This window comes from Ruminococcus sp. D54t1_190329_F1 (assembly GCF_015551645.1).
Classification (GTDB): Bacteria; Bacillota; Clostridia; order Lachnospirales; family Lachnospiraceae; genus Blautia_A; species Blautia_A faecis.
The window spans coordinates 57792-82711 of record NZ_JADNDC010000001.1; the positions used below are offsets into that span (position 1 = coordinate 57792).

The 24920-nt window shown below is 44.1% G+C and carries 25 protein-coding genes; 22 read left to right on the forward strand and 3 right to left on the reverse strand.

Features of this window, described 5'->3' with window-relative positions:
- The first annotated feature begins 174 nt into the window (after positions 1 to 174).
- The 7 genes from ychF (at position 175) to I2D69_RS00305 (ending at position 9145) form a co-directional block, all read left to right on the forward strand.
- Entirely contained in the window at positions 175 to 1272 is a 1098-nt protein-coding gene (ychF, locus tag I2D69_RS00275; RefSeq protein ID WP_021926448.1) for a redox-regulated ATPase YchF, read from the forward strand.
- A 29-nt stretch (positions 1273 to 1301) separates the two neighbouring features.
- Positions 1302 to 2660, forward strand: a complete 1359-nt coding sequence (lgt, locus tag I2D69_RS00280; RefSeq protein WP_173716059.1) for a prolipoprotein diacylglyceryl transferase — start codon at positions 1302 to 1304, stop codon at positions 2658 to 2660.
- Positions 2661 to 3052: 392 nt separating this feature from the next.
- A complete protein-coding gene (gene mraZ, locus I2D69_RS00285) occupies positions 3053 to 3484 on the forward strand; it encodes a division/cell wall cluster transcriptional repressor MraZ (RefSeq protein ID WP_118578197.1) in 432 nt (143 codons plus the stop codon).
- A 36-nt stretch (positions 3485 to 3520) separates the two neighbouring features.
- Positions 3521 to 4456 carry a 16S rRNA (cytosine(1402)-N(4))-methyltransferase RsmH gene (gene rsmH, locus I2D69_RS00290; protein WP_148461134.1) on the forward strand — a complete coding sequence of 312 codons (936 nt, stop codon included), beginning with the start codon at positions 3521 to 3523 and terminating at the stop codon, positions 4454 to 4456.
- Positions 4457 to 4470: 14 nt separating this feature from the next.
- Entirely contained in the window at positions 4471 to 5031 is a 561-nt protein-coding gene (locus I2D69_RS00295; protein ID WP_118578198.1) for a septum formation initiator family protein, read from the forward strand.
- 230 nt (positions 5032 to 5261) lie between these two features.
- A complete protein-coding gene (locus tag I2D69_RS00300) occupies positions 5262 to 7304 on the forward strand; it encodes a penicillin-binding transpeptidase domain-containing protein (RefSeq protein WP_227198861.1) in 2043 nt (680 codons plus the stop codon).
- A 128-nt stretch (positions 7305 to 7432) separates the two neighbouring features.
- Positions 7433 to 9145 (forward strand): penicillin-binding transpeptidase domain-containing protein, encoded by a 1713-nt coding sequence (locus I2D69_RS00305; RefSeq protein ID WP_173716061.1) that lies wholly within the window; start codon positions 7433 to 7435, stop codon positions 9143 to 9145.
- Here the strand turns inward: I2D69_RS00305 and I2D69_RS20555 are convergent.
- The gene (locus tag I2D69_RS20555) at positions 9079 to 9264 is read right to left on the reverse strand and encodes a DUF6783 domain-containing protein (RefSeq protein ID WP_334284945.1); all 186 of its coding nucleotides are present in this window, start codon (positions 9262 to 9264) and stop codon (positions 9079 to 9081) included. The two genes, I2D69_RS00305 and I2D69_RS20555, sit on opposite strands and share 67 nt — an antisense overlap.
- Between I2D69_RS20555 and I2D69_RS20560 the strand changes: the two genes are divergently transcribed.
- From I2D69_RS20560 to murD, 3 genes are all read left to right on the forward strand, one after another.
- On the forward strand, positions 9199 to 9378 hold the full coding sequence (locus I2D69_RS20560) for a DUF6783 domain-containing protein (protein WP_334284946.1): 180 nt from the start codon (positions 9199 to 9201) through the stop codon (positions 9376 to 9378). The two genes, I2D69_RS20555 and I2D69_RS20560, sit on opposite strands and share 66 nt — an antisense overlap.
- 203 nt (positions 9379 to 9581) lie before the next feature.
- Positions 9582 to 10538: a phospho-N-acetylmuramoyl-pentapeptide-transferase gene (gene mraY / locus I2D69_RS00310; RefSeq protein ID WP_148461137.1), complete on the forward strand. Its 957-nt coding sequence runs from the start codon at positions 9582 to 9584 to the stop codon at positions 10536 to 10538.
- A 74-nt stretch (positions 10539 to 10612) separates the two neighbouring features.
- The gene (gene murD, locus I2D69_RS00315; protein ID WP_148461138.1) at positions 10613 to 11968 is read left to right on the forward strand and encodes a UDP-N-acetylmuramoyl-L-alanine--D-glutamate ligase; all 1356 of its coding nucleotides are present in this window, start codon (positions 10613 to 10615) and stop codon (positions 11966 to 11968) included.
- Here the strand turns inward: murD and I2D69_RS20565 are convergent.
- Positions 11882 to 12172, reverse strand: coding sequence for a DUF6783 domain-containing protein (locus tag I2D69_RS20565; protein WP_308768462.1), 291 nt, complete (start codon positions 12170 to 12172; stop codon positions 11882 to 11884). The genes murD and I2D69_RS20565 overlap by 87 nt on opposite strands.
- Positions 12173 to 12210: 38 nt before the next feature.
- On the opposite strand from I2D69_RS20565, the gene I2D69_RS00320 reads away from it, so the two are divergent.
- From I2D69_RS00320 to ftsZ, 4 genes are all read left to right on the forward strand, one after another.
- Entirely contained in the window at positions 12211 to 13293 is a 1083-nt protein-coding gene (locus I2D69_RS00320; protein ID WP_118578202.1) for a putative peptidoglycan glycosyltransferase FtsW, read from the forward strand.
- A 58-nt stretch (positions 13294 to 13351) separates the two neighbouring features.
- On the forward strand, positions 13352 to 14620 hold the full coding sequence (murA, locus tag I2D69_RS00325) for a UDP-N-acetylglucosamine 1-carboxyvinyltransferase (protein ID WP_118578203.1): 1269 nt from the start codon (positions 13352 to 13354) through the stop codon (positions 14618 to 14620).
- Between the two features lie 6 nt (positions 14621 to 14626).
- On the forward strand, positions 14627 to 15733 hold the full coding sequence (locus tag I2D69_RS00330) for a cell division protein FtsQ/DivIB (RefSeq protein WP_227200699.1): 1107 nt from the start codon (positions 14627 to 14629) through the stop codon (positions 15731 to 15733).
- 229 nt (positions 15734 to 15962) lie between these two features.
- Entirely contained in the window at positions 15963 to 17126 is a 1164-nt protein-coding gene (gene ftsZ, locus I2D69_RS00335; protein ID WP_330382736.1) for a cell division protein FtsZ, read from the forward strand.
- Between the two features lie 114 nt (positions 17127 to 17240).
- Here the strand turns inward: ftsZ and I2D69_RS00340 are convergent, their stop codons facing one another.
- Complete coding sequence (locus I2D69_RS00340) at positions 17241 to 17561, reverse strand: DUF1540 domain-containing protein (RefSeq protein ID WP_173718142.1); 321 nt, start codon at positions 17559 to 17561, stop codon at positions 17241 to 17243.
- Positions 17562 to 18035: 474 nt separating this feature from the next.
- Here I2D69_RS00340 and infC point away from each other — a divergent pair, with 474 nt between their 5' ends.
- The 8 genes from infC (at position 18036) to I2D69_RS00380 (ending at position 24748) form a co-directional block, all read left to right on the forward strand.
- Positions 18036 to 18530, forward strand: coding sequence for a translation initiation factor IF-3 (gene infC / locus I2D69_RS00345; RefSeq protein WP_118578206.1), 495 nt, complete (start codon positions 18036 to 18038; stop codon positions 18528 to 18530).
- Between the two features lie 88 nt (positions 18531 to 18618).
- Entirely contained in the window at positions 18619 to 18816 is a 198-nt protein-coding gene (gene rpmI, locus I2D69_RS00350; RefSeq protein ID WP_117850817.1) for a 50S ribosomal protein L35, read from the forward strand.
- A 40-nt stretch (positions 18817 to 18856) separates the two neighbouring features.
- On the forward strand, positions 18857 to 19213 hold the full coding sequence (rplT, locus tag I2D69_RS00355; protein WP_117850812.1) for a 50S ribosomal protein L20: 357 nt from the start codon (positions 18857 to 18859) through the stop codon (positions 19211 to 19213).
- Between the two features lie 529 nt (positions 19214 to 19742).
- Positions 19743 to 20903, forward strand: coding sequence for an ABC transporter substrate-binding protein (locus I2D69_RS00360; protein ID WP_118578207.1), 1161 nt, complete (start codon positions 19743 to 19745; stop codon positions 20901 to 20903).
- A 391-nt stretch (positions 20904 to 21294) separates the two neighbouring features.
- Positions 21295 to 22179 (forward strand): branched-chain amino acid ABC transporter permease, encoded by an 885-nt coding sequence (locus I2D69_RS00365; protein WP_118578208.1) that lies wholly within the window; start codon positions 21295 to 21297, stop codon positions 22177 to 22179.
- Positions 22180 to 22189: 10 nt separating this feature from the next.
- A complete protein-coding gene (locus I2D69_RS00370) occupies positions 22190 to 23263 on the forward strand; it encodes a branched-chain amino acid ABC transporter permease (protein ID WP_195379206.1) in 1074 nt (357 codons plus the stop codon).
- 2 nt (positions 23264 to 23265) lie between these two features.
- Positions 23266 to 24024 (forward strand): ABC transporter ATP-binding protein, encoded by a 759-nt coding sequence (locus tag I2D69_RS00375; RefSeq protein WP_118578209.1) that lies wholly within the window; start codon positions 23266 to 23268, stop codon positions 24022 to 24024.
- 13 nt (positions 24025 to 24037) lie between these two features.
- Entirely contained in the window at positions 24038 to 24748 is a 711-nt protein-coding gene (locus tag I2D69_RS00380; RefSeq protein ID WP_118578210.1) for an ABC transporter ATP-binding protein, read from the forward strand.
- Positions 24749 to 24920 lie beyond the last annotated feature (172 nt).

Below are 24920 nucleotides of genomic sequence, written 5' to 3' on the forward strand. Positions count from 1 at the left end.
GTCCAGAGCTTTTGTCTTGATGGAAAGAGTTGGGTATGCTAAAATAAAAAGATGTATAGAGAAGACAATATGGGGCCGGAAATATATCATATTTTTATTGTTTGTGGTATAATAGCAAAAGAATGGCGTAAAGAAATGTCAAACGCCCCTAAAAATAAGGAGATATAGGATAAAATGAAATTAGGTATCGTTGGACTTCCAAATGTAGGAAAAAGTACACTTTTTAATTCCCTGACAAAGGCAGGTGCAGAATCTGCGAACTATCCCTTCTGTACCATTGACCCGAATGTGGGAGTTGTTACTGTGCCGGATGAAAGACTTGCACTGCTTGGTGATTTTTATCATTCCAAGAAAGTGACACCGGCTGTTATAGAATTTGTTGACATTGCAGGACTTGTAAAGGGCGCTTCTAAGGGAGAGGGTCTTGGAAATCAGTTCCTTGCAAACATCCGTGAAGTCGATGCAATCGTTCATGTAGTACGCTGCTTTGAGGATACCAATGTAATCCACGTAGATGGAAGCATCGATCCGATCCGTGATATTGAGACTATTAACCTGGAGCTTATTTTCTCTGATCTTGAGATCCTGGAGAGAAGAATTGCAAAGGTTACCAAGACTGCCCGTATGGACAAAGAAGCTGCTAAAGAGCTTGATTTCCTTCAGAAGATCAAGAAATGGCTGGAAGACGGCAAGATGGCAATCACTATGGAACTGGAGAATGAGGATGAGGAAGCATGGATGGGAACATACAATCTGCTCACTCAGAAACCGGTAATTTACGCTGCAAATGTGGCAGAGGACGATCTTGCAAATGATGGTGCTGACAATGCGCATGTACAGGCTGTAAGAAAATATGCTGCGGAGCAGAACAGTGAAATTTTCGTAATCTGTGCTCAGATCGAGGAAGAGATTTCCGAGCTGGATGAGGATGAGAGAAAAATGTTCCTGGAGGATCTTGGACTCAAGGAATCAGGACTTGAGAAGCTGGTTAAGGCAAGTTATCATCTTCTTGGACTTATGAGCTTCCTGACCTCCGGAGAAGATGAGACCAGAGCATGGACCATAAAGATTGGAACCAAGGCTCCGCAGGCTGCAGGTAAGATTCATTCTGATTTTGAACGTGGATTCATTAAAGCTGAGGTAGTAAACTATCAGGATCTTCTTGACTGTGGCTCCTATGCAGGTGCAAGAGAAAAAGGTCTTGTAAGAATGGAAGGTAAGGATTACGTAGTACAGGATGGCGATGTGATCTTATTCCGTTTCAATGTCTGATAAGTAATAGAAACAGAGGGATAGCATAAATGTCAATTCAGTTTCCGAATCTGGGAATAAACCTGGATTATGTGGGGAAATCCATTCAAATATTTGGATTTGAGATTACATTTTTTGGCCTTGTAATAGCTCTGGGAATGCTTCTGGGAATGGGATTTGTGATTCTGGAAGCGAAGCGCTGCGGCGAGAATAAAGACGATTATCTGGAAATGATGATCATATCCCTGCTTCTGGGTGTGGTCGGATCCAGAATGCTTTATGTTTTATGTTCCTGGAATCTTTATAAGGGCAATATTATTGAGATCTTTAATGTGAGAAATGGCGGACTTACATTCTACGGCGGTCTGTTTGGAGGAATGCTGGGAGCTGCCATTTACTGCGGCGTGCGCAGAAAATCTTTTATGCAGATGGCAGATACTGCCAGCATGGGAATCGTTATTGCGCAGATAATAGGAAGGTGGGGAGATTTCTTTAACAGGGAATCTTTCGGTGAGTATACCAACAGCATATTTGCAATGCAGCTCCCTTTATCTGCTGTGCGTTCCAGCGAAGTGACATCTGCAATGAGGGAAAACCTGGAGACAATAGGTGGAACTTCTTATATTCAAGTACATCCGGTTTTCTTATACGAGAGTCTTTGGTGTCTGCTTTTGTTTCTCCTGATGCTTGTGTGGAAGCGCAAAAAACATTTCCACGGAGAAGTATTTCTGAAATATCTGGCAGGATATGGTCTCGGACGATTTTGCATAGAACTTCTTCGAACAGACAAGCTTATGATTCCGGGAACTTCTGTTGGAATTTCCCAGCTGATCTCAGCAGCACTGTTTGTAATCTGTGCTATGATCGCAGTTGTGGAAGAAACCATGGCGAAAAAGAGGGCGGCAAGGCGCAGACGCAGGAGAGAACAGGACTATGAAGCGCAGGAAAGAGCAGCCAGAGAAGCTGAAGCAGAAGAATACAGAGACCGGCTCAGACTGGAGAGAGCTTTTGCAGATGGAGATGCCGCAGGTGTTCCGGAAGTCTATAACGGAACAGCATCTGCTTATGAACATGATTCCGAAGAATCAGAAGAAACTTCGTCTGTGGAAGAAGAGCATCCGGAAGAAGATCCTCAGGATGAAAAGAACACAGAGAAAATCGTGGAAGAGGAAAATTCAGTTGCTGAGGATTTCTATGAGAAGGACTCAGAGAAAGATACAGAAGAAATTTCTGAGGAGGAAGCTTTGCCAGAAGCTTCCGGTACAGAAAATTATGTGGAAGAAAATGCCGGGATTTCTGAAGAAGAAACTGTTGCTGCGAAGGGTCCGACAGCTTCAGAAGAAGATGAATGGTTGTATAGCCAGCCGCGCAGATTTGCGAAAAAACCTGCCCATGAGCAGAAAGATTGATCATATGATTGTCAGATACCTGAATCTGGACTAAACAAAACGTTATTTTGGTGGGAGCGAATCCCACTGAAGTGGCGTTTTTTTGTGTGTAATAGGTAATTTCGCTGGAATTTCCGGCAATATAAAAAGTCCTGCAGGGCAGGATTTATTTGTATATAAAAATTTTTTGACTGCATTTTCGCTGTTTGTAAGGACTTTGTAACAGAATTATGTAATAGATTTCATAATTTCCCACTTGTAATTTAGGGGCAAATGGGTTAGAATGGGTTCATAAGTGGTAGGAAGTGGAGAAAAGTGGTGACAAATGGGGACGAAGTGGCAGAACTTCCATTTGTTTCCCGTCATGAGATACGAGGGGGAGACTCGTATTTCACGAGAGTAGGTGAGTTTTTATGTTCATGGGCGAGTACAATCACACAATCGACGCGAAGGGGCGTTTGATCATCCCGGCGAAATTTCGGGAACCTTTAGGTGAGGAATTTGTTCTTACCAGAGGACTTGATGGTTGTCTTTATATTTATCCTATGGATGAATGGGAAGCCTTTGAAGAGAAACTCCGTGCATTACCACTTACAAATAAAGACGCTAGAGCCTTTTCGCGCTTCTTTGTTGCAGGTGCAACAACATGTGAACTGGACAAGCAGGGGAGAATTCTCGTACCACAGACGTTACGTGAGTTCGCTGGTCTGGAGAAAGATGTTATTCTGGCTGGAAACTTAAGCAGAGTAGAAGTCTGGAGCAAGGAGAAATGGAGCGAGAATTGCAATTATGACGATATGGACAGCATTGCTGCCGACATGGAGAACATGGGAATCGTCATCTGAGCATAAAATAAGCGAGAAATCCAACAGGAGACGGAAATGGAATTTAAACACAAATCTGTATTACTGGACGAGACCGTTGGCGGGCTGAATATTAAGCCGGATGGAATCTATGTGGATGGCACTTTGGGCGGCGCAGGACATGCCATTGAGGTATGCAGGAAACTTTCTGCCAAGGGGAGATTTATTGGTATAGATCAAGACCAGGATGCGATAATTGCTGCGAGTGAACGGCTTGCCGCCTTTGACCAGGTGACAATCATTCGCAGCAATTATTGTTACATGGTACAGGAGCTTGCCGCAAGGGGAATTCACAAGGTTGATGGTATTGTTCTGGATTTGGGAGTATCCTCCTATCAGCTGGACAATGAGGAACGTGGATTTACCTATCGGGTAGATGCACCTCTTGACATGCGCATGGATCAGAGACAGACACAGACTGCCAGTGACATTGTTAACGGTTATGAAGAAAGAGAACTGTATCGCATTATCCGCGATTACGGTGAAGATAAATTTGCGAAAAATATCGCGAAACATATAGTAGCAGCAAGACAGCAGAGCCCCATTATGACAACGGGCCAGCTTACACAGATCATCCGGGAATCCATACCTATGAAGATACAGGCAGCAGGAGGCCATCCGGCTAAGCGTACGTTCCAGGCAATCAGAATTGAGCTGAATAAGGAACTGGATGTTCTTCGTGATTCACTTGATGGGATGATTGATCTTCTGGATGATGGCGGAAGGCTTTGCATTATTACGTTCCATTCACTGGAAGACAGAATTGTAAAAACAATTTTTCGAAAAAATGAGAACCCGTGTACCTGTCCACCGGATTTTCCGGTATGTGTGTGCGGAAAGAAATCCAAGGGGAGAGTTATCACAAGGAAGCCAATTCTTCCAAGTGATGAAGAAATGGAAGAAAACCCGCGTTCTAAGAGTGCTAAGCTTAGAATTTTTGAAAAAAAAGTTTAAAAGAAGGGTAAAAAATGGCGGAGACAGGCAGACATACGAATACTGTGTCAGGTAAAAGACGTCCACAAAATGTGTATGTTGATGGCAACACTGTCCGAAAAGTCCAGGAAGTTCCTGAGCGGAGAGAGTACCGTCAGCCAGAGCATTCTGTTCGTAAAAATAAGGCAAAACCAGAGCTGACCACACCAGAGCAGCAGGTCCGGGGGAACAAGCCGCTTAGTAAGGCAGCCAGGAGAAACCGTGCGAAAGCCAATAATATGAACCGTAATTTTGCCATATTTCTGGCTGCACTTGGTATCCTTATTGTGTTTTGCAGTATTAATTATCTGAAATTGAAAACAGAATGCACCAGTAAAAGAAGCCAGCTGGCCACTCTTGAATCCCAACTGGCCGAGCTGAAAGAAGACAACGATGCATATGAGAGCCAGGTGACTTCAAGTGTTGACCTTGAAAGAATCCGGAAAATCGCCATCGGACGTCTGGGCATGAAATATCCAAGCAACCAGCAGACAGAAACCTATGCGACTGAAGGCGGCAGCTACGTAAGACAGTATCAGGACGTGACCGGGAAGTAATGGGAATGAAGGCAGGTGTTTGATTGACTACTCTGAGAAGAAAAACAAAAAGAAAACCTATAAAAAAAATAAATCACAGTATGAAAAAAAAGCTGTCAATACTGCTCTTTTGCGTATTGGGAGCTTTAATCGTTTTATTGGGAGTTATCACTTATATTAATTTTCAAAGTGGTGACAAGTATAAGAAACAGGTGCTGAGTCAGGCTCAGCAAAAATACCAGAATCGCACAATGCCAGCGAAACGAGGGACAATCTATGATCGAAATGGCAACATTCTGGCAACGAGCAACAAGGTGTATAATGTTGTACTGGACTGTAAAGCTGTAAATTCAGATGAGGATTATCTGGATCCTACGGTGAATGCTCTGGTTACCATATTTGGCCTTGATGAAGGAGAACTCCGTACCAGGCTTACTTCTGATAAGACCAGGGAGAGTCAGTATCAGATCGTGAAAAAGCAGGTCTCCATGGATGATAAGAAAGCATTCGAGGATTACTGCAGCATACCAGATGATACGGAAATGACCAGGGAAGAAATTCAGGAGAAAAACAATATCCAGGGTGTATGGTTTGAAGAAGATTACCTGAGAGTCTATCCATATAATGAGCTGGCCTGTGATACGTTGGGATTTACTTTTTCCCGAGATACTGCGGACTATGGAATTGAGGGCTACTACAATAGCAGCCTGACAGGAATTGATGGCCGACAGTACGGATATTTCAGTGATGATTCTAATGTGGAGCAAACCATTATCGAAGCTTCTGACGGAAACAGTCTGGAGCTTAGCCTTGATCTTGGAACACAGCAGATTGTGGAAAAATGGGTAAATGCCTTTAAGAAATCTACTGGCGCCAAAAATATAGGAGTGATCGTGGAAGACCCTTCAAGTGGTGAAATCCTTGCCATGGATGGGGGCGACCGATATGATCTTAATGATCCACGTAATCTGTCTTCCTTATATTCAGCAGATGAGATTGCTGCTATGAATGACAGTGAGACCATGGATGCTCTAAGCGCCATGTGGAATAACTTTTGTGTAACCGACATTTACGAACCTGGTTCTGTTGTGAAGCCCATTGTTATGGCAGCTGCTCTGGAACAGGGAAAAATATCCACCAGTGATACCTTCTATTGTGATGGTTACCAGAATTTTGGTGTGCCAGGAAATATGACCACCATCAAATGTGCAAATATTTACGGACACGGAATGGAAACCCTTGCGGAAGTAATCGCAAATTCCTGTAACGATGCCATGATGCAGATTGGTGCAAAGATGGGAGTTGAAAATTTTCTGAAAGCACAGAGTACTTTCAATTTCGGAAGCCGGACAGGAATCGATCTTCCAAATGAGGGATATGGTATTATGCATACTGTTGATACCATGCATGAGACAGAGCTTGCGTGTTCTGCATTTGGTCAGGGATTCAGCTGTACTATGATCCAGGAAATCAATGCAATGTGTTCGGTCATCAATGGCGGCTACTATTATCAGCCACATCTTGTGACAAAAGTCAAAGACGCCAGCGGTGCAACTGTGAAGACAATCAGCCCGCTTCTTCAGAAGCAGACTATTTCTTCCAGCATTTCCGCTGATATCAGAAGCTATATGCAGGCCAGTGTAGAGCAGGGTACCAGTATGACGTCAAAGGTACAGGGTTACAGCTCAGGCGGTAAAACAGGAACTGCGGAGAAATTCCCCCGTGGAAATGGTAAATACGTGGTTTCCTTTATCGGATTTGCCCCGGTTGATGACCCGCAGGTTCTGATTTATGTGGTAATTGACGAGCCAAATGTAGAGGATCAGGCCAGCAGTATTTATCCACAGTATGTGGCACAGGCAATTCTTTCCGAGCTTCTGCCATACATGAATATTCAGCCCGATCAGTCTACAGACGGAACTGTTCCGGAGACAGAGCTTTGGGAGAAATTTAATGGTCATGTAAATACTATATCTGACAGTCAGATTGATGAAAATGGAAATCTGGTGGATGAAGAGGGCAACCTCATTGACTGGGATGGCAATCGGATTGACGAAAATGGTTACCTGCTGAATAGTGACGGAAGTTATCAGATCAATGCAAACGGAGAGTATATAAAATCTGCTAACCTTGATGGAATCAGCGATTCCTACACTGGTTCAGCCGGGGAAACTCTGCCGGAGGCTGTTTCTGATACCAATGTTCCGGGACCTCCGGAAGATAACACGGATCCCATTGAGGATAACAATATGGAGAGTGAAGGCCTGACTAACGAGGAAGCCGGACTGGATTAGAAATACTGTCCATAGGTGGCATAGTATTGGCAGGAAATAAAAAACGGACTGTTCACCATAATACAACACATACCTCCATCTGAAATTAGCATATATTAGTTATGATGATTTCAGATGGGGATTTTTTTATGAAAAAAACCATGACCTTTCACAGGAAAAAAATATGGATGGTTTTTCTTGTATGTGCACTTATGCTTCTGGGACTTGTGGGAAGGCTTGTTTACCTGATGGGGGTTCGGTCGGATTACTATTACCAGAAAGCGGAAGAACTTCATGAAAGAGAACGAGTCATTAAGGCTGCAAGAGGACAGATACTGGATGCAAAAGGGAGGATTCTGGCAGATAATAAAACTGTATGTACTATTTCCGTTATTCACAGTCAGATTAAGGACCCACAGAAGGTTATTGAGGTCTTGTCAAAAGAGTTGGAAATAGATACTGACACAGTGCGTAAAAAAGTTGAAAAAATATCTTCAATTGAACGAATTAAGACAAATGTGGAAAAATCTGTGGGAGATGTGATACGTGGGTATGAACTGGATGGTGTGAAAGTGGATGAGGATTATAAGCGGTATTATCCTTACGGATCTCTGGCTTCCAAGGTTCTGGGATTTACAGGCGGTGACAATCAGGGGATAATTGGCCTGGAAGTGAAATATGAGGAAATTTTAAAGGGACAGGCGGGAAAAATCCTGACCACAACAGATGCCAGAGGCGTGGAAATCGACCAGATCGGAGAAAGCAGGGAAGATCCGGTGGCAGGGGAAAACCTGAAAATCAGTCTGGATGTGGATCTGCAGCAGTATGCTCAGCAGGCGGCCCTGAAAGTAATGGAAGAAAAACAGGCTGCGCGTGTTTCCATACTTCTTATGAATCCGCAGAACGGAGAAATTTATGTATGTGTTAATGTGCCGGAATTTGATCTGAACGATCCTTTTATATTGAATACGGACGTGGACACTTCAGGACTGAATGAACAGGAAAAACAGGATCTTCTGAACCAGATGTGGAGAAATCCCTGCCTGAACGATACATATGAGCCCGGTTCTACCTTTAAGATCATTACCATGTCTGCAGGTCTGGAGGCTGGCGTGGTTTCCGTAAATGACAGATTTTTCTGTCCGGGGTATAAGCTGGTGGATGACAGGCGGATTCACTGTGCAAGGAGAACAGGACACGGTTCCCAGAGCTTTGTGGAAGGTGCCCAGAATTCCTGCAATCCGGTTTTTATTGAAGTGGGTCTGAGACTTGGGGTGGAAAACTATTATCATTATTTCAAGGAGTTTGGACTTTTGAAGAAGACAGGTGTAGATCTGCCGGGAGAGGCTGGAACGATCATGCATAAAATGGAAAATATGGGGAATGTGGAGCTGGCAACAGTTGCTTTTGGCCAGTCTTTTCAGATTACGCCAATTCAGCTGGCGACCACAGTCAGTTCTCTGATCAATGGGGGGAGGCGGATCACACCTCATTTTGGGGTATCCGTTCTGAGCTCAGATGGCACCAGCGGAAGAAAGCTGGAATATCCGGTGGAAACGGGGATTATTTCGGAAAAAACATCAGAGACAGTAAGAGGAATTCTGGAGAAAGTAGTGTCAGAAGGTTCCGGAAGAAATGCCCGGATTGAGGGATGCACAGTAGGGGGCAAGACAGCTACTTCCCAGACTTTGCCAAGAAGTGCCAACCGGTATATTTCCTCCTTTCTTGGCTTTATGCCTGCGGAAGATCCGCAGATCCTGGGGCTTTGCATTATACATGACCCGCAGGGCGTGTATTACGGAGGAACCATTGCGGCACCTGTGATAAAGAATATTTTTGAGGCGGTGCTAGAGCGTGTTTGAAAAATCATTCCAGCAATCTGCACGCCCCACTTTGCGGAAGATTTCACCCGAATTTGGTTGCCGTAGCCCGCTACGGCGCCCTCATCCGGGCAAAATCTCCCACAAATTGTGACGCACATCTTGTAGAAAGCCTTTTTCAAACACGCTCTAAATCAGAAAAAAGAAAGCTAAGCTTCGGTGACCGGTCAGACTGTGAGCAAGGAGAAGTATGTTACCGGTCACGAGGTAAGTAGTAAACAATGTAGGGATATTATCTTGCAAAAACCAAGCTATGGGTTGATAAATAAGGGGAAAAGCTTTATACTATAAGATGCTTTAAAAAGTTTAGAGCGTGTTTGAAAAGGGTTTCTGCAAGATGTGTGTCACACTTTGTGCGGAATGCTTTTTTAAACAGACTCTGGAACGAAAAAAACGAAAGAATTAAAGAGGTGTGAGGATGGAATTTCATATTGTGATCCCGGTGCTGATTTCCTTCGCAATCAGTGCAGTATTAGGACCTGTTATCATTCCTTTTCTGCGTAAGCTGAAAATGGGACAGACAGAGAGAACAGAGGGCGTACAGTCGCATCTGAAAAAGGCCGGAACTCCGACTATGGGCGGCGTGATCTTTCTGATATCCACGATTATTACTTCATTGTTTTATGTAAAAGATTATCCCAAAATTATCCCGGTTTTGTTCCTGACTCTGGGATTCGGACTGATCGGTTTTCTGGATGATTATCTGAAGGTAGTCCTTAGAAGATCTGACGGACTTCTCCCATGGCAGAAATTTCTGCTTCAGGTAGTGGTAACTGGTATTTTCACTTTCTACCTGCTTCGATATACAGATGTGTCCCTGACCATGCGCATTCCGTTCTGGGGAGGACATTATCTGAATCTTGGCTGGCTGGCTGTACCAGTGCTGTTCTTTGCAGTGATCGGAACTGTAAATGGCGTAAACTTTACTGACGGTGTAGACGGTCTTGCTACCAGCGTTACCCTGATCGTAGCCGTATTCTTCACGGTTGTATCCATTGGAACCCAGTCCGGTATCGAGCCTGTCACCTGTGCGGTTATCGGCGGACTGATGGGATTTTTACTTTACAATGTATATCCGGCAAGTGTATTCATGGGTGATACAGGATCTCTGGCACTTGGCGGATTTGTGGCAGGTGTGGCTTATATGCTGCAGATGCCTCTGTTCATACTGATCGTGGGCCTGATCTATCTGGTCGAGGTACTGTCCGTTATGATCCAGGTAACCTATTTCAAAGCAACACATGGCAAACGTATTTTCAAAATGGCGCCTATCCATCATCATTTTGAGCTTTGCGGATGGTCAGAAGCCAGAGTAGTTGCAGTGTTTACCATTGTGACTGCAATTATGTGCCTGATCGGACTTTTAGCCCTGTAAGAGCTGCCTGAAGCGTGCCTGAAAAGGGAGAATTCCGGGGCATCCATTGCAAGGCATTAAGGAGGAAATAAATCATGGAATTAAAAGGAAAAAAAGTTCTGGTTTTCGGAGCCGGAAAAAGCGGTATCGGCGCAGCTGATCTTCTGAATGCAGTTGGTGCCTGCCCGGTTCTCTACGATGGAAAAGCAGATCTGGATAAAGAGAGCGTATTACATAAAATCAGTGGAAATTATGAACTTCCCATCTATGCAGGAGAGCTGCCGAAGGAAGTTCAGGAAAGCCTGGACCTTGTGGTATTAAGTCCTGGAGTTCCCACAGATCTTCCAATTGTAAAAGGTTTTTATGATCAGGGACTTCCTGTATGGGGCGAGGTTGAACTGGCTTATCAGACGGGAAAGGGTGAAGTTCTTGCAATTACCGGAACAAACGGAAAAACTACAACAACAGCCCTTCTTGGAAAAATCATGTCAGATGCACGCCCATCTGTATTTGTTGTTGGAAATATTGGAACTCCGTATACTTCCAAGTCACTGGAGATGACAGATGAGACGGTCACGGTTGCAGAGATCAGCAGCTTCCAGCTTGAGACTATCTGGAAATTTGCTCCAAGGGTAAGCGCCATTTTGAATATCACAGAGGATCATCTGAACCGTCATCATACAATGGCTGAGTATATCCGCGTGAAAGAGCTGATCACAAGCAACCAGGGTCCGGAGGATGTATGTGTGCTGAATTATGAGGATGAAATCCTTCGTGAATTTGGCAAAAGCATTGTGCCAAAGGCTGTATATTTTTCCAGTGCAAGAGAACTTGAACAGGGTATTTTCCTGAGAGGAGACCAGATTATTCTTCGTACAGAGAAAGAGGAGATTCCGGTTGTGAGAACAGGGGAACTGAAGCTTCTTGGTACGCACAATTTTGAGAATGTAATGGCAGCAGTGGCCATGGCTTACTACGCAGGTGTTGATATGGATAGCATCCGTAGGAGTATCTGTGAGTTTACAGCCGTGGAGCACAGAATTGAGTATGTAACTGAGAAAAACGGTGTGGCATATTATAACGATTCAAAGGGAACCAACCCGGATGCGGCTATTAAGGGAATCCAGGCAATGAACCGTCCGACTCTTCTGATCGGCGGCGGATATGATAAGGAATCCAGCTATGATGAGTGGATCCAGGCATTTGACGGCAAAGTAAGGTATCTGGTACTTATTGGTCAGACGAAAGAGAAAATTAAGGCTGCGGCTGAGAAGAATGGCTTTCATGATGTTATTCTCTGTGAGGATCTGAAAGAAGCTGTGCAGGTGTGTGCGGATAAGGCAAACGCCGGGGACGCGGTCCTTTTATCTCCTGCATGCGCAAGCTGGGGTCAGTTTGACAATTATGAGCAGAGAGGCCAGATGTTTAAGGAGTATGTGAGAGCACTGTAATATACCGCAAATTGCAGCGTACATCTTGAAGAAAGCCTTTTGGAGGCATGCTCTGGAGCTTGTTTGAAAAATCATTCCTGTAATCTGCACGTTCCGTTTTGCAGTATATTTCACTCGAACTCGGTTGTCGTAGCCACAGAATGTGATTGGCGGCAGGTACAGAAACTTATGATTTATTTCATAGAATACCCGGATCTGGCATATGCTTTAACCAAGGCATGGGACGTCAGGAGCAGATCTCTATGATCCGGGAGCGAAAGAAAGAAACGAAAACAGACACGGTCTTACTGATCCTTGTGCTGCTTCTGGCAGTATTCGGACTGGTCATGCTGTTTTCCATCAGTGAATATAATGGCAGAGTACGTTTCGGCGACTCTGCCTATTATTTTAAAAAGCAGCTTTTTGCAACAGCTCTGGGCCTTATGACCATGTACATAGTAGCAGAGACAGATTACAGATTCTTTGTTCGGCTGGCACCGGCTGCTTATCTCTTATCTATGGGACTTTCTACAGCAGTTTTATTTGTAGGACAGGAAATCAATGGCTCCAGAAGGTGGCTGAATTTTGGACCGTTGTCTTTTCAACCTTCGGAATTTGCAAAAGCAGCAGTGATCCTTTTTCTCACCTGGCAGATCCAGGGAAGCAAAAAGACTACAGCTGGCTTCTGGTTTATGTGCAGGACAATGCTGACACTTCTTCCAATTGTAGGACTGGTAGGCTCCAATAACCTAAGTACGGCAATCATAATCCTTGGAATCGGTGTAATCCTGATTTTTATATCAGATCCGGGATATGCCAGATTTGTTGGAATGGGAGTGACTGGTGCAGCAGTGATCGCAGTGTTTCTGGCAGCAGAGAGCTACCGTCTGGAAAGGCTTGCCATATGGCGGAATCCGGAGAAGTATGAAAAGGGTTTTCAGACCATTCAGGGACTTTATGCTATTGGAAGCGGCGGGCTTTTCGGAAGAGGATTTGGCAGCAGCCTGCAGAAACTGGGATTTGTGCCGGAAGCCCAGAATGATATGATCTTTTCCATTATCTGCGAAGAACTGGGACTGACCGGAGCTTTTTTTCTCATTGGCATATTTGGGCTTCTTATGTGGAGACTGATGGTGATTGCCCTTCACTGCCGGGAACTGCAGGGAACACTTTTATGCGTTGGCATTATGAGCCATATGGCCATTCAGGTGATCCTGAATATTGCGGTGGTGACAAACACCATTCCAAATACAGGAATCACGCTTCCCTTTATCAGCTATGGCGGAACCTCAGTGGTGTTTCTTCTGGGCGAGATGGGGCTGGCTTTGAGCGTAAGCAGAAAATGAAATTTTATCACCAGTCAGAAATATTCGCATACAATAAAAGGTAAGAGGCCCTTTAGGAGTGAATGGCTTGAATGACCGGATTTACATTGAGGGAGGACACCAGCTGAAGGGAAGTATTCGGATACAGGGCTCAAAAAATGCAGCGCTTCCTATGATGGCGGCGTCTCTTTTACATCGGGGAGTCAGTGTGCTCAAAGGCTGTCCGCGGATCGCGGATGTTTTTTGTATGGAGGAAATTCTTCAGAAGCTTGGGGCAGTGACCTGGTGGGAAGACCATGATCTGTATATGGACTGCGAAAATGCCGGTAAATGGTCAGTTCCTTTTGAATTTACAGGGAGGATGAGGTCTTCCGTGATTCTTCTTGGAGCGCTTCTCGCAAGAAATGGGAAAGGAAGCCTTGGCTATCCAGGTGGGTGCGTGATCGGGAAAAGACCTATTGATATGCATCTTTTTGTGCTTCGGAAGCTTGGCGCAGTGGTCACAGAGGAACAGGGAGTTTTGATGGCAGAAGCACCTCATCTGCAAGGGGCATTGGTTTCTTTTTCAAAAAGAAGTGTGGGAGCTACCCAGCAGGGCATTTTAGGAGCCGTGCTTGCAGAGGGAGAGACTGTATTGGAAAATTGTGCCTGTGAGCCGGAAATACAGTGGCTTTGCAGGTATATGCGTTCCATGGGAGCAAAAATACAGGGGGATGGAACTTCTGAAATAAGAATCCAGGGAGTTAAAAGCCTAAGTGCCGGGTGCATTCAGGTGCCGCCAGACCGCATTGTGTCAGGAACCTATATCTGTGCGGCAGCTATAACCAGAAGCCAGATCGTTCTTGAAAACCCTCCGGAAGGAGAACTGAAGGCCTTTCTGGAAGTATATAGGAAAATGGGTGGACAATATAAAGGTAACAGTGGTAAACTATTAGTCAATGGAAAAAATGTTCAAAGTCCTGTTAAACTGCTGGAAACGGGTGTTTATCCAGGATTTCCAACAGATCTGCAGTCTCCCGTAATGGCAGTTCTTTCCACCATAGAGGGGGAAAGTTGCATTCGTGAAATGGTTTTTGAAGACCGTTATAAAGCAGCTGACCAGTTGCGGAAAATGGGAGCCAGGATCCGCGTACAGGGAAATGAGGCTGTAATCTGCGGTGTAAAGACTTTACATGGAGCAGCTGTGCAGGCGCAGGAATTAAGAGGCGGTGCGTCCCTGATCCTGGCAGCACTTGGGGCTAAGGGAGTTACCGTACTGGAAGGATATTCTTTTGTACAGCGGGGGTATGAGCATATTTGCCAGGATCTTAATGCGCTGGGAGCAGCAGTAAAAAGGATACAGGAATAACAATATATGAAATCACTGAAAATGAAGCTGATCTATAGAAAACATAAGAAAGCGATTCTGGGTACCCTGGGGGCAGTTCTGCTGGCAGGACTTGTCTTTTTCTTTTCCTATTTTCATGTGACAAAGGTGGAGGTAATGGGAACCTCCCGTTACACGGATGAACAGGTGAAGGAGATGGCTTTGCAGGGGGCTTTTACGGATAATTCCGTTCTTGCAGTTTTGCTCCATTCCAGGGTGGACGTAGAGGGTGTGCCTTTTGTGGAAGGCTTTTATATTACCAGGCTTTCTCATAACAGTATCTGCATCAGTGTCCGGGAAAAGAAGGCGGTAGGCTGCATTCCTTATCTGGATAGCTATATTTATTTTGACAGAAACGGTATTTTTATTGAAAGTTCCCATACAAGGGATGAACTGGTGCCTTTTTTTGACGGCATTGAAGTAAGCCATGTGATCGAAGGGGAGAAGCTTCCAATTAAGGGAAGCTCGGTGCTTACCACTGCGGTGGCGCTGTCAACTATTTTCCAGAAGAACGATGCCATACCGGATCATATTGAATTTGACACTAGTTATCAGATTACCTTGACTTATGGAGATATCCGGGTGATGCTGGGAAAGGACGAGTATCTTGAGGACAAGATGACACGTGTCAGCGCAATTTTGCCCAAGCTTTCCGGCAAAAAGGGAATCCTTCATCTGGAAAATGTAAATGACAATTCCAAGACGATTACCTTCGAGCAGGATCTGGGCGAGGATGGCGTGATTGAGGATGTGGATACTGCGGTTGCTTACGAGAATGCAGTGGCTAACTGGCATGGAGGATATGACCTGGAGGGTGACTATACCGGTGAAGGGGAATATGACCAGAACGGAAACTATGTAGGCTCCAGACCTACTGAGGAGAGTATTGCTGCAAATGGCAGCTGGCTTGGCGGATATATGGAAGATGGAAGCTATACCGGTTATGGGCAGCTGGATAAAGATGGAAATTATGTAGGTCCCAATCCCAATGAAACCAGTGAAGATGGAAGCGAAGAGGAGCTTGAAGATTACAGTGAGGACTACAGCGAAGACTATAATAACAGCGGTTATGACGGGTACGATGAGGAATATTAGAGAGTGTCTGAAAATCTCCTGTAAATGTGATGCACATTTTGCAGAAAGCCTTTTTCAAACACACTCTGAGGAAAATATCGCGTATTTCGCGAAAAAAGTATAAAAAAACAAAATTAGTGGTTGATAAATTCACAAAAAAAATATATGATATAGCTATATGCAGCTTGGTATATATATTTGCTGAAATTAAAGATAAAGGATATAAGGTAGAAATAAAGGAGGAAGTACATTGTTAGAGATAATGTCAAATGAGGCGGAATCCTCTGCTAAGATTATTGTAATCGGAGTAGGCGGCGCCGGAAATAACGCAGTTAACAGAATGGTTGAAGAAGCCATCGGCGGGGTAGAGTTTGTAGGAGTGAATACAGATAAGCAGGCTCTGACTCTGTGTAAAGCTCCAACTGTACTTCAGATCGGTGAGAAAATTACCAAAGGTCTTGGTGCAGGAGCACAGCCTGAGGTTGGACAGAAAGCAGCAGAAGAGAGCATTGAGGAAGTAAAACAGATCATCGAAGGTGCTGACATGGTATTTGTTACCTGCGGTATGGGCGGTGGAACTGGTACAGGTGCTGCACCGGTTATCGCAGCAGCAGCTAAGGAAATGGGGATCCTCACTGTAGGTGTTGTGACCAAACCTTTCCGTTTTGAAGCTAAGACACGTATGAACAACGCACTTGCAGGTATTGAGAACCTGAAGAAGGCTGTTGATACATTAATTGTAATTCCGAATGACAAATTACTGGAGATTGTAGATCGCCGCACAACTATGCCGGAAGCACTTCGTAAAGCAGACGAGGTTCTGCAGCAGGCAGTTCAGGGCATCACAGATCTGATTAATCTGCCGGCTCTTATCAACCTTGACTTTGCTGATGTTCAGACTGTTATGACAGATAAAGGTATTGCACACATTGGTATCGGTGAGGCAAGAGGCGATGACAAGGCTATGGAGGCTGTACAGCAGGCTGTATCCTCTCCGCTTCTTGAGACTACCATCAAGGGTGCTACACACGTTATCATCAACATTTCCGGTGATATTTCCCTTATGGACGCAAATGATGCTGCAAGCTATGTACAGGAGCTTACAGGTGAAGATGCAAATATCATCTTTGGTGCTATGTATGATGATTCTGTTGCTGATTATGCGAGAATCACTGTTATTGCTACAGGCCTTTCTGATAATGCACAGGCATCCAATCCATTTGGAAATAAGGCAAGCAACTCTGTATTTGCCAATAAGAGACCTGCTTCCACTACAGCGTCTGCTGGTGTGAATCTGAACATGCCGTCTTTCAGCATGCCGACTATGAATGCTACACCATTCACAGCGAAGACACCATCCAGCACTGTTCAGAAGAAAGATATCCAGATCCCGGATTTCTTAAGAAACAGATAATGAATGGAAATTAAAAGGCCCTCGCACATTTGTGCGGGGGCTGTTTTTGAATTTGCGGCTATTTTCTGGAACCTGTTTGAAAAATTTTTGCAGAAAGCCTCTTTCAAACACGCTCTAGCACTGGCATTCAAAGGTATCGCATTTTGTTTCAGAACATACTTTTGCACCGCTTCCGGCTACATCAATAGCAGCTGCGGTACATTTACAGTTTTCGTTATAGGTACAGTTGTGGGCTTTGCAGTCAATCTGGATGGTCTCACATCCACAGCTGTTTTTGGCACTGTTCATGGCACCCTGGCTCTTTTCCCGGAAGCTTCCGCAGGATGTTTCTTCAGAACTTTTTGCACTGTCACCCATGACGTTGATTTCCCCTCTGGAACAAAGCATATCTTCATTGTAAGCACAGGTTGTTGCGGAACATTTTAAAATTGTCATGTTTTTTACCTCCTGATTTTGTATGCTTGATTTTGCAAACATTTGCAGTTGTTCAGCAGACCGTATTTCATGAGGGCACTAAACCGCTGCAGCAGTCTTAGTTTTTCCTGTGCCTGCAAAAAATATGCACAAATTTATAAGAAAAAAATTATTAGAAAAAATAAAAAAACATCTTGACTTTCACAATAAGGCATGATATTATACGACAGTACGTGATGAAAAGAAAGCAGAGTTCACTCTCACCTCAGCGCATACTTAGATGCGGCTCGGGTTCATATTGCACAGCAGCGCGTGACTTAGTTCGCGAGTGTAATAGGAGAAGTGTGGATTCTGTCCGCACTTTTTTTATATTTGCGGCGTCAGGTATCAGGCAGGAATTTCTTCCTGCGAAGGGGAATGAGAGTCCAGAAGTTAAAAACTGGATCAGAACAGATCATCTATCAGGTATGGAGGTGCACGACAATTAGCAATTTAATGATTAACGAACAAATCAGAGACAAAGAGGTACGCTTAATCGGACCGGACGGAGAGCAGCTCGGAATTATGTCCGCAAGAGAAGCAATGGCCAAAGCTCAGGAGGCAGAGCTTGATTTAGTAAAGATTGCCCCACAGGCAAAGCCGCCGGTATGTAAGATCATTGATTATGGTAAATATCGCTACGAACTTGCCAGAAAAGAGAAAGAAGCCAAGAAAAAGCAGAAGACCATCGATGTCAAAGAAGTGCGTCTTTCACCAAATATTGATACCAATGACCTGAATACAAAGGCTGGGGCAGCGCGCAAATTCCTTACCAAGGGCGACAGAGTGAAGGTTACTCTTCGTTTCCGCGGAAGAGAGATGGCACACATGTCAAGCAGCAAGCACGTTCTGGATGATTTTGCCGATATGCTGAAGGACATTGCTGTAGTTGAGAAGGCACCTAAGGTAGAAGGCAGAAGCATGACAATGTTTTTAGCACAGAAACACTAGGATGTTGCATTCATTTGGAGAGACACCCTGAGGGTGTCAGGCTGGATGAGGGACATTAAATAGATACGATATTAAGGAGGAAATTACAATGCCAAAAATTAAAACTTGTAGAGCAGCAGCAAAGCGCTTCAAAAAAACAGGAACAGGAAAATTAGTAAGAAATAAAGCTTACAAGAGCCATATCTTAACAAAGAAATCTCAGAAGAGAAAGAGAAATCTCAGAAAAGCTACTGTTGTTGATTCTACTAATGTTAAGAGCATGAAGAAAGCATTACCGTATTTATAAGATATAGCATAGAAGAAGACGAACAGGAGGAAAATAAGAAATGGCAAGAATTAAAGGCGGATTAAACGCAAAGAAGAAACATAATCGTGTATTAAAACTGGCAAAGGGCTACAGAGGAGCTCGTTCCAAACAGTATAGAGTAGCAAAACAGTCTGTTATGCGTGCACTTACCAGCTCCTACGCTGGAAGAAAGCAGAAGAAACGTCAGTTCAGACAGCTCTGGATCGCACGTATCAACGCTGCTGCAAGAATGAACGGATTATCCTACAGCAAAATGATGCACGGCCTTAAAGTTGCAAACATCGACATCAACAGAAAGATGCTTGCTGAGATGGCTGTAAATGATGCTCAGGGATTCGCAGCACTTGCTGAGATCGCTAAGAAAGCAATTGCTTAATTGAAATAAATAGGATATTTGAACGGGAGATGGGTGACCATCTCCTTTTTTTTATCCTAAAAGCTGCAAAAAAATCATTCCTGCTATCTGAACGCCTCACTTTGCGGCAAGCTTTGTCCGAATTGATTTTTCAAACACATTCCAATATGACTATAATATAAAATATGAAATGAGTATAAAAGTATGCCAGGCAACGTACGTTTGTACGTCGCAGAAATAACAAAAACAGAAAAAATTGGTCATTGTAACGGAAATTTCTTTTGCAATTCTAAAAAAACTATAAAATTTTCTATTGCAATCAAAAAAACAGAATGCTATAATCATAACATTAAAGTAGTAAAGAGAAGAAGTTATGGAAGCCAAAGCCGGCTGGGAAACCACCAGTGGGCTTTTATACTATCCCAGTGTTGCAGAACCTGTTCTCAAAATCATTCCTGCAATCTGCATGCTATGTTTTTCGGACATGCCCTGGACACGATGAAAGGCGAGATGACAGAAGCTCTTACATAAATTAAGGAGGAGATTTATTATGAGAAATCTGAAAAAAGTACTCAGCATTACTGCAGCCGCAGCAATGGCAGTATCCACAGTAACACCTGTATCTGTATTTGCAGAGAGCGAGGAAACCTTCAAGATTGGTGTCATCGGACCTATGACAGGAGATTATGCACAGTATGGTAATGGTGTATATAATGCAGCTAAGATCGCAGCAGATGAGATCAATGCAAACGGCGGATTCAATGGATATCAGGTAGAGATCCTTGACGCTGGCGACGATCAGGGAGATCCGGAGAAAGCAGTTAACGCTTATAATGACCTTCTTGACAAAGGAATGCAGATGCTTTGCGGTACCGTTACCTCCGGTGCTTGTATCGCAGTAGGTGCAGAGGCAGCTGATAGTACATTCCTCTTCACACCGTCTGCAACAGCAGTAGACAGCATTACCGCTGGTGACAATGAGTTCCGTATGTGCTTTACAGACCCAATGCAGGGAACGAAATCTGCTGAGTATATTTCTGAGAAAGGTCTTGCTACGAAGGTAGCTACCCTCTACGATTCCATGGCTGATTACAACTCAGGTGTACATGATGCATTCGTTGCAGCCTGCGCTGATTACGGCCTTGAGGTTGTAGCTGATGAAGCATACACAACAGATAACAACACAGACTTTTCCGTACAGCTTGGAAAGATCAAAGACAGTGGCGCTGAGCTCTTGTTCCTTCCGAATTACTATTCTGACAACGCTCTGATTCTTCAGCAGGCTCATGACCTTGGTCTTGACATGAAGATTTTTGGTGTTGATGGTATGGATGGAATCCTGAATGTTGAGAACTTTGATAAATCTCTTGCAGAAGGCGTTATGCTTCTGACACCATTCTCTGCTACAGGCGATGATGAGGCAACTGTAAAATTTGTTAAAGCATATGGCGATGCAAACAATGGTGAGACACCAAATCAGTTTGCTGCAGATACATATGATGTACTTTACGCTATGCAGGCAGCAGCAAATGATGCTGGCATCACACCAGATATGTCAAATGAAGACATCAGTGCAGCAATGTCTGCTTCCATGCTGAATATTACTCTTGATGGTCTTACAGGAGAAGCTAAATGGACAGAAGACGGTGAGTGCGATAAAGCACCTAAGGCTTATGTGATCAAAGATGGCGTTTACGCTTCTATGGAGTAATTATAAGAATAGAGCCATTGTGCCGGTCATACGGCAGAGGCTTTAACCATTTCCCTGATTGCGCAGGGGATGGCCGTTAGCAAGGGGGAGACGGTTACCTGTGGGTCCGTCTCCTTCTTTGCAATTACAGAAATGATTGTTGTTTCAGTCTGATACAACAAACGGACAGGTGGCCTGTCGGCGACATCATGATATAGGAAAGTCAGCTGCCGTCCGGGACATTCATAGTAAATAACTGGAGCGTGTCTGAAAATTTACTTCCGCTTTTTCGTGTCAGAAAGTGACAGGAAGCTTTACAGTGGGAAAAGCCGGGAATGAATTTTCAAACACGCTCGTGAAAAAGAAAAATCAGTTACTATCTACAGTAATAAATCCAGTTAAGAGGTGCATTATGAGTTTTATATCCTATTTAAAAGATGGTATCAGCCTGGGCAGTATCTATGCGATCATCGCTCTCGGCTATACAATGGTATATGGTATTGCAAAAATGCTGAACTTTGCACATGGTGATGTTATCATGGTTGGAGCATTTGTAATTCTTACCGCAGTTACCAAAGCCAGTATGTCACCAATCCTGGCAATCATTCTTTCTGTTGTGATCTGTACTGTTGCCGGTGTTGTCATTGAGGCAGTTGCATACAGACCTCTTCGTAAGGCTTCATCGAATCTGGCAGTTCTGATCACTGCAATCGGTGTCAGCTATCTGCTTCAGAACCTGGCGCTTTTAATTTTTGGCGCAGATGCAAAGAGCTTTGTTCCGGTTATCAATGTTCCGTCTCTGGAGCTGTTTGGCGGACAGCTTACGATTAAAGGTGTTACGATCGTAACAATCCTTGCCTGTATTGTGATTATGGTTGGTCTTCAGCTTTTTGTAAAGAAAACAAAACCGGGGCGTGCCATGCAGGCTGTTTCCGAGGACCGTGACGCCGCACAGCTGATGGGGGTCAACGTAAATGCAACCATTTCCCTTACCTTTGCAATCGGTTCCGGACTTGCTGCAATTGCAGGACTTCTCCTTTGCTCCGCATATCCTACACTGACTCCTTATACAGGCGCAATGCCTGGTATCAAGGCTTTCGTAGCGGCAGTATTCGGTGGAATAGGTTCTATCCCAGGAGCAATGGTTGGAGGAATTCTCCTTGGTGTTATTGAGATTTTCAGTAAGGCCTATATTTCCTCTCAGGTTGCAGATGCAATTGTATTTGCAGTTTTGATCATCGTGCTGCTTGTAAAACCATCTGGTCTGTTCGGCAAGAACATCCAGGAGAAAGTATGAGGTGGCCGATATGAAAAAAAATATGAACAAAACAACAAAAAACAACTTTATTACATATGGCATGGTAATCGCAATCTTCGTTGTGGTACAGATCCTTTCCTCCACAGGAAACCTGTCCAGACTGCTTACCGGCCTTCTGGTACCCATCTGTGTGTACATTATCGCATCTCTTTCCCTGAATCTGGTAGTCGGTTATTCCGGAGAGCTGAGTCTTGGACACGCAGGATTTATGTGCGTTGGAGCCTATTCCAGTGCTCTGTTTTCCCATGTTACCAGTGATGTGCTTCCGTCTGTTCCAAGATTGATTCTTGCATTGCTGGTAGGTGCTGCCGTGGCTGCTGTCTTCGGTGTACTAATCGGTATCCCGGTACTGAGACTTCGGGGAGACTATCTGGCAATCGTAACCCTGGCATTTGGTGAGATTATTAAGAACCTGATCAATATTCTGTATGTTGGTGTGGATGATAAAGGGCTTCACGTTGCAACAAGCGCAGCCAACCTGAAGCTGGATCTAGGCGGAAAACAGATCATCAAGGGTGCTCTCGGTGTTTCCGGTACTGCAACCTTATATAAAGATATTAAGGATTATTTCTTCCTGATCGGTGTGATTCTGGTTCTGGTCGTTCTGTTTATTATCCAGAATCTGGTAAACTCCAGAAGCGGACGTGCCATTACATCTACCCGTGATAACCGTATTGCAGCTGAGTCCATCGGTATCAACGTAACAAAGAATAAGCTGCTTGCATTTACTATTTCCGCTGCAATTGCCGGTGTAGCAGGTGTACTTTATGCCCACAACCTTTCCATGCTGAAGGTTTCTATTTTTGACTACAACATGTCCATCACCATTCTGGTATATGTAATTCTTGGTGGTATGGGAAATCTTCGCGGAAGTATTCTGGCAACGATTGTGCTTTATGCACTTCCCGAGCTGCTTCGTGGATTCTCCACCTACCGTATGCTGATTTATGCAATCGTAATGATCACAATGATGCTTTTCAACTGGGCTCCTGCAGCTAGAGATTTCAGAAGCCGTATTATTGAAAAAATCAAAGGTCACGTGAAAGAAAAGGAGGCAGCTTAATTATGGCAATGTTAGAGGTAAATAATCTTTCCATACAGTTTGGCGGCCTTCATGCTGTAGATAATTTTCAACTGAAAATCGAAAAAGGCGAGCTTTATGGTCTGATCGGACCGAACGGTGCCGGAAAAACAACCGTATTTAATCTTCTTACAGGTGTTTATAAGCCAACAGAGGGAATTATCAAGCTGGATGGTCAGGATATCACCGGAAAAAGTATTATCGATATTAATAAAGCAGGAATCGCACGAACATTCCAGAATATTCGACTCTTTAAAGATATGACCGTACTGGACAATGTAAAGGCTGGTCTGCATAATCATTATAAATATTCTACTTTAACCGGAATCTTAAGACTTCCCAAGTATTTTAAAGTAGAAAAAGAGATGAACGCGCGTGCTATGGAGATCCTGAAGGTGTTTAATCTGGATCAGGAGGCTGGTCTTCTTGCGGGAAACCTTCCTTATGGTAAACAGCGTAAGCTGGAAATTGCCAGAGCGCTTGCCACAGATCCCAAGCTTCTTCTTCTGGATGAGCCGGCCGCCGGTATGAACCCAAATGAGACACAGGAGCTGATGGATACCATTCGGTTTGTAAGAGATCATTTTAATATGACGATCCTTCTGATTGAGCACGATATGAAGCTGGTTGGCGGTATCTGTGAGGAACTGACTGTATTAAACTTCGGACAGGTTCTTTGTCAGGGTGAGACAGCAAAGGTTCTGAAAGATCCTGCTGTTGTTACTGCATATCTGGGCGAATAAGGAGGAAAAAGAAATGGCAATGTTGGAAGTAAAAGATTTACACGTATATTATGGTGTAATCCAGGCATTAAAAGGAATCTCCTTTGAGGTAAACCAGGGCGAGGTTATTGCTTTGATCGGTGCCAATGGTGCAGGAAAAACCACTACACTGCAGACACTTACAGGTCTTCTTTCAGCAAAAGAAGGTTCCGTTGTTTTTGAAGGAAAAGATATTACCAGGGTTCCGGCCCATAAGATTGTTGAAATGGGAATTGCACATGTTCCGGAGGGACGTCGTGTTTTTTCAGATTTAAGTGTATATGAGAACCTGATCATGGGTGCTTATACGAGAAAAGATAAAGCTGAGATCCAGGAAAGCCTTGCAGGAGTCTATAAAAGGTTTCCGCGTCTGGAAGAGCGTAAAGGACAGCGTGCCGGTACACTTTCTGGTGGTGAGCAGCAGATGCTTGCCATGGGTCGTGCCCTTATGAGTAAACCCAGACTGATTGTAATGGATGAGCCATCCATGGGACTTTCCCCAATCTTTGTAAATGAGATCTTCGATATTATCCGTGTGGTAAGTGAAAGCGGTACCACGGTACTTCTTGTAGAGCAGAATGCGAAGAAAGCCCTCTCTATCGCAGATCGTGCATACGTTCTTGAGACTGGTAAGATCACAATGAGTGGAAATGCAAGCGACCTGCTGAACGATGAAGCGGTACAGAAGGCTTATCTGGGTGAATAAAATTTGTAGATCTGACAGCTGATAGGCGACATGTCCGTTTTGTGAGCAAAGTTCACAGAACTTTCGGGAATCTGGTGCATCACGAAGCAGTTACTGGACAGGTCGTGAACAGTAAGGTCTTTGGGAAAATAATCTGGTCAGGTGATTTTTTTTGTTGTTGGAAAGAATGGAA

Bases quoted from the DNA above. Each gene is read 5' to 3' on its own strand.
- ychF (WP_021926448.1), top strand. From the start codon at position 175: ATGAAATTAGGTATCGTTGGACTTCCAAATGTAGGAAAAAGTACACTT.
- lgt (WP_173716059.1), top strand. From the start codon at position 1,302: ATGTCAATTCAGTTTCCGAATCTGGGAATAAACCTGGATTATGTGGGG.
- mraZ (WP_118578197.1), top strand. From the start codon at position 3,053: ATGTTCATGGGCGAGTACAATCACACAATCGACGCGAAGGGGCGTTTG.
- rsmH (WP_148461134.1), top strand. From the start codon at position 3,521: ATGGAATTTAAACACAAATCTGTATTACTGGACGAGACCGTTGGCGGG.
- I2D69_RS00295 (WP_118578198.1), top strand. From the start codon at position 4,471: ATGGCGGAGACAGGCAGACATACGAATACTGTGTCAGGTAAAAGACGT.
- I2D69_RS00300 (WP_227198861.1), top strand. From the start codon at position 5,262: ATGCCAGCGAAACGAGGGACAATCTATGATCGAAATGGCAACATTCTG.
- I2D69_RS00305 (WP_173716061.1), top strand. From the start codon at position 7,433: ATGAAAAAAACCATGACCTTTCACAGGAAAAAAATATGGATGGTTTTT.
- I2D69_RS20555 (WP_334284945.1), bottom strand. From the start codon at position 9,264: ATGTGCGTCACAATTTGTGGGAGATTTTGCCCGGATGAGGGCGCCGTA.
- mraY (WP_148461137.1), top strand. From the start codon at position 9,582: ATGGAATTTCATATTGTGATCCCGGTGCTGATTTCCTTCGCAATCAGT.
- murD (WP_148461138.1), top strand. From the start codon at position 10,613: ATGGAATTAAAAGGAAAAAAAGTTCTGGTTTTCGGAGCCGGAAAAAGC.
- I2D69_RS00320 (WP_118578202.1), top strand. From the start codon at position 12,211: ATGATCCGGGAGCGAAAGAAAGAAACGAAAACAGACACGGTCTTACTG.
- I2D69_RS00330 (WP_227200699.1), top strand. From the start codon at position 14,627: ATGAAATCACTGAAAATGAAGCTGATCTATAGAAAACATAAGAAAGCG.
- I2D69_RS00340 (WP_173718142.1), bottom strand. From the start codon at position 17,561: ATGACAATTTTAAAATGTTCCGCAACAACCTGTGCTTACAATGAAGAT.
- infC (WP_118578206.1), top strand. From the start codon at position 18,036: ATGATTAACGAACAAATCAGAGACAAAGAGGTACGCTTAATCGGACCG.
- rpmI (WP_117850817.1), top strand. From the start codon at position 18,619: ATGCCAAAAATTAAAACTTGTAGAGCAGCAGCAAAGCGCTTCAAAAAA.
- rplT (WP_117850812.1), top strand. From the start codon at position 18,857: ATGGCAAGAATTAAAGGCGGATTAAACGCAAAGAAGAAACATAATCGT.
- I2D69_RS00360 (WP_118578207.1), top strand. From the start codon at position 19,743: ATGAGAAATCTGAAAAAAGTACTCAGCATTACTGCAGCCGCAGCAATG.
- I2D69_RS00365 (WP_118578208.1), top strand. From the start codon at position 21,295: ATGAGTTTTATATCCTATTTAAAAGATGGTATCAGCCTGGGCAGTATC.
- I2D69_RS00370 (WP_195379206.1), top strand. From the start codon at position 22,190: ATGAAAAAAAATATGAACAAAACAACAAAAAACAACTTTATTACATAT.
- I2D69_RS00375 (WP_118578209.1), top strand. From the start codon at position 23,266: ATGGCAATGTTAGAGGTAAATAATCTTTCCATACAGTTTGGCGGCCTT.
- I2D69_RS00380 (WP_118578210.1), top strand. From the start codon at position 24,038: ATGGCAATGTTGGAAGTAAAAGATTTACACGTATATTATGGTGTAATC.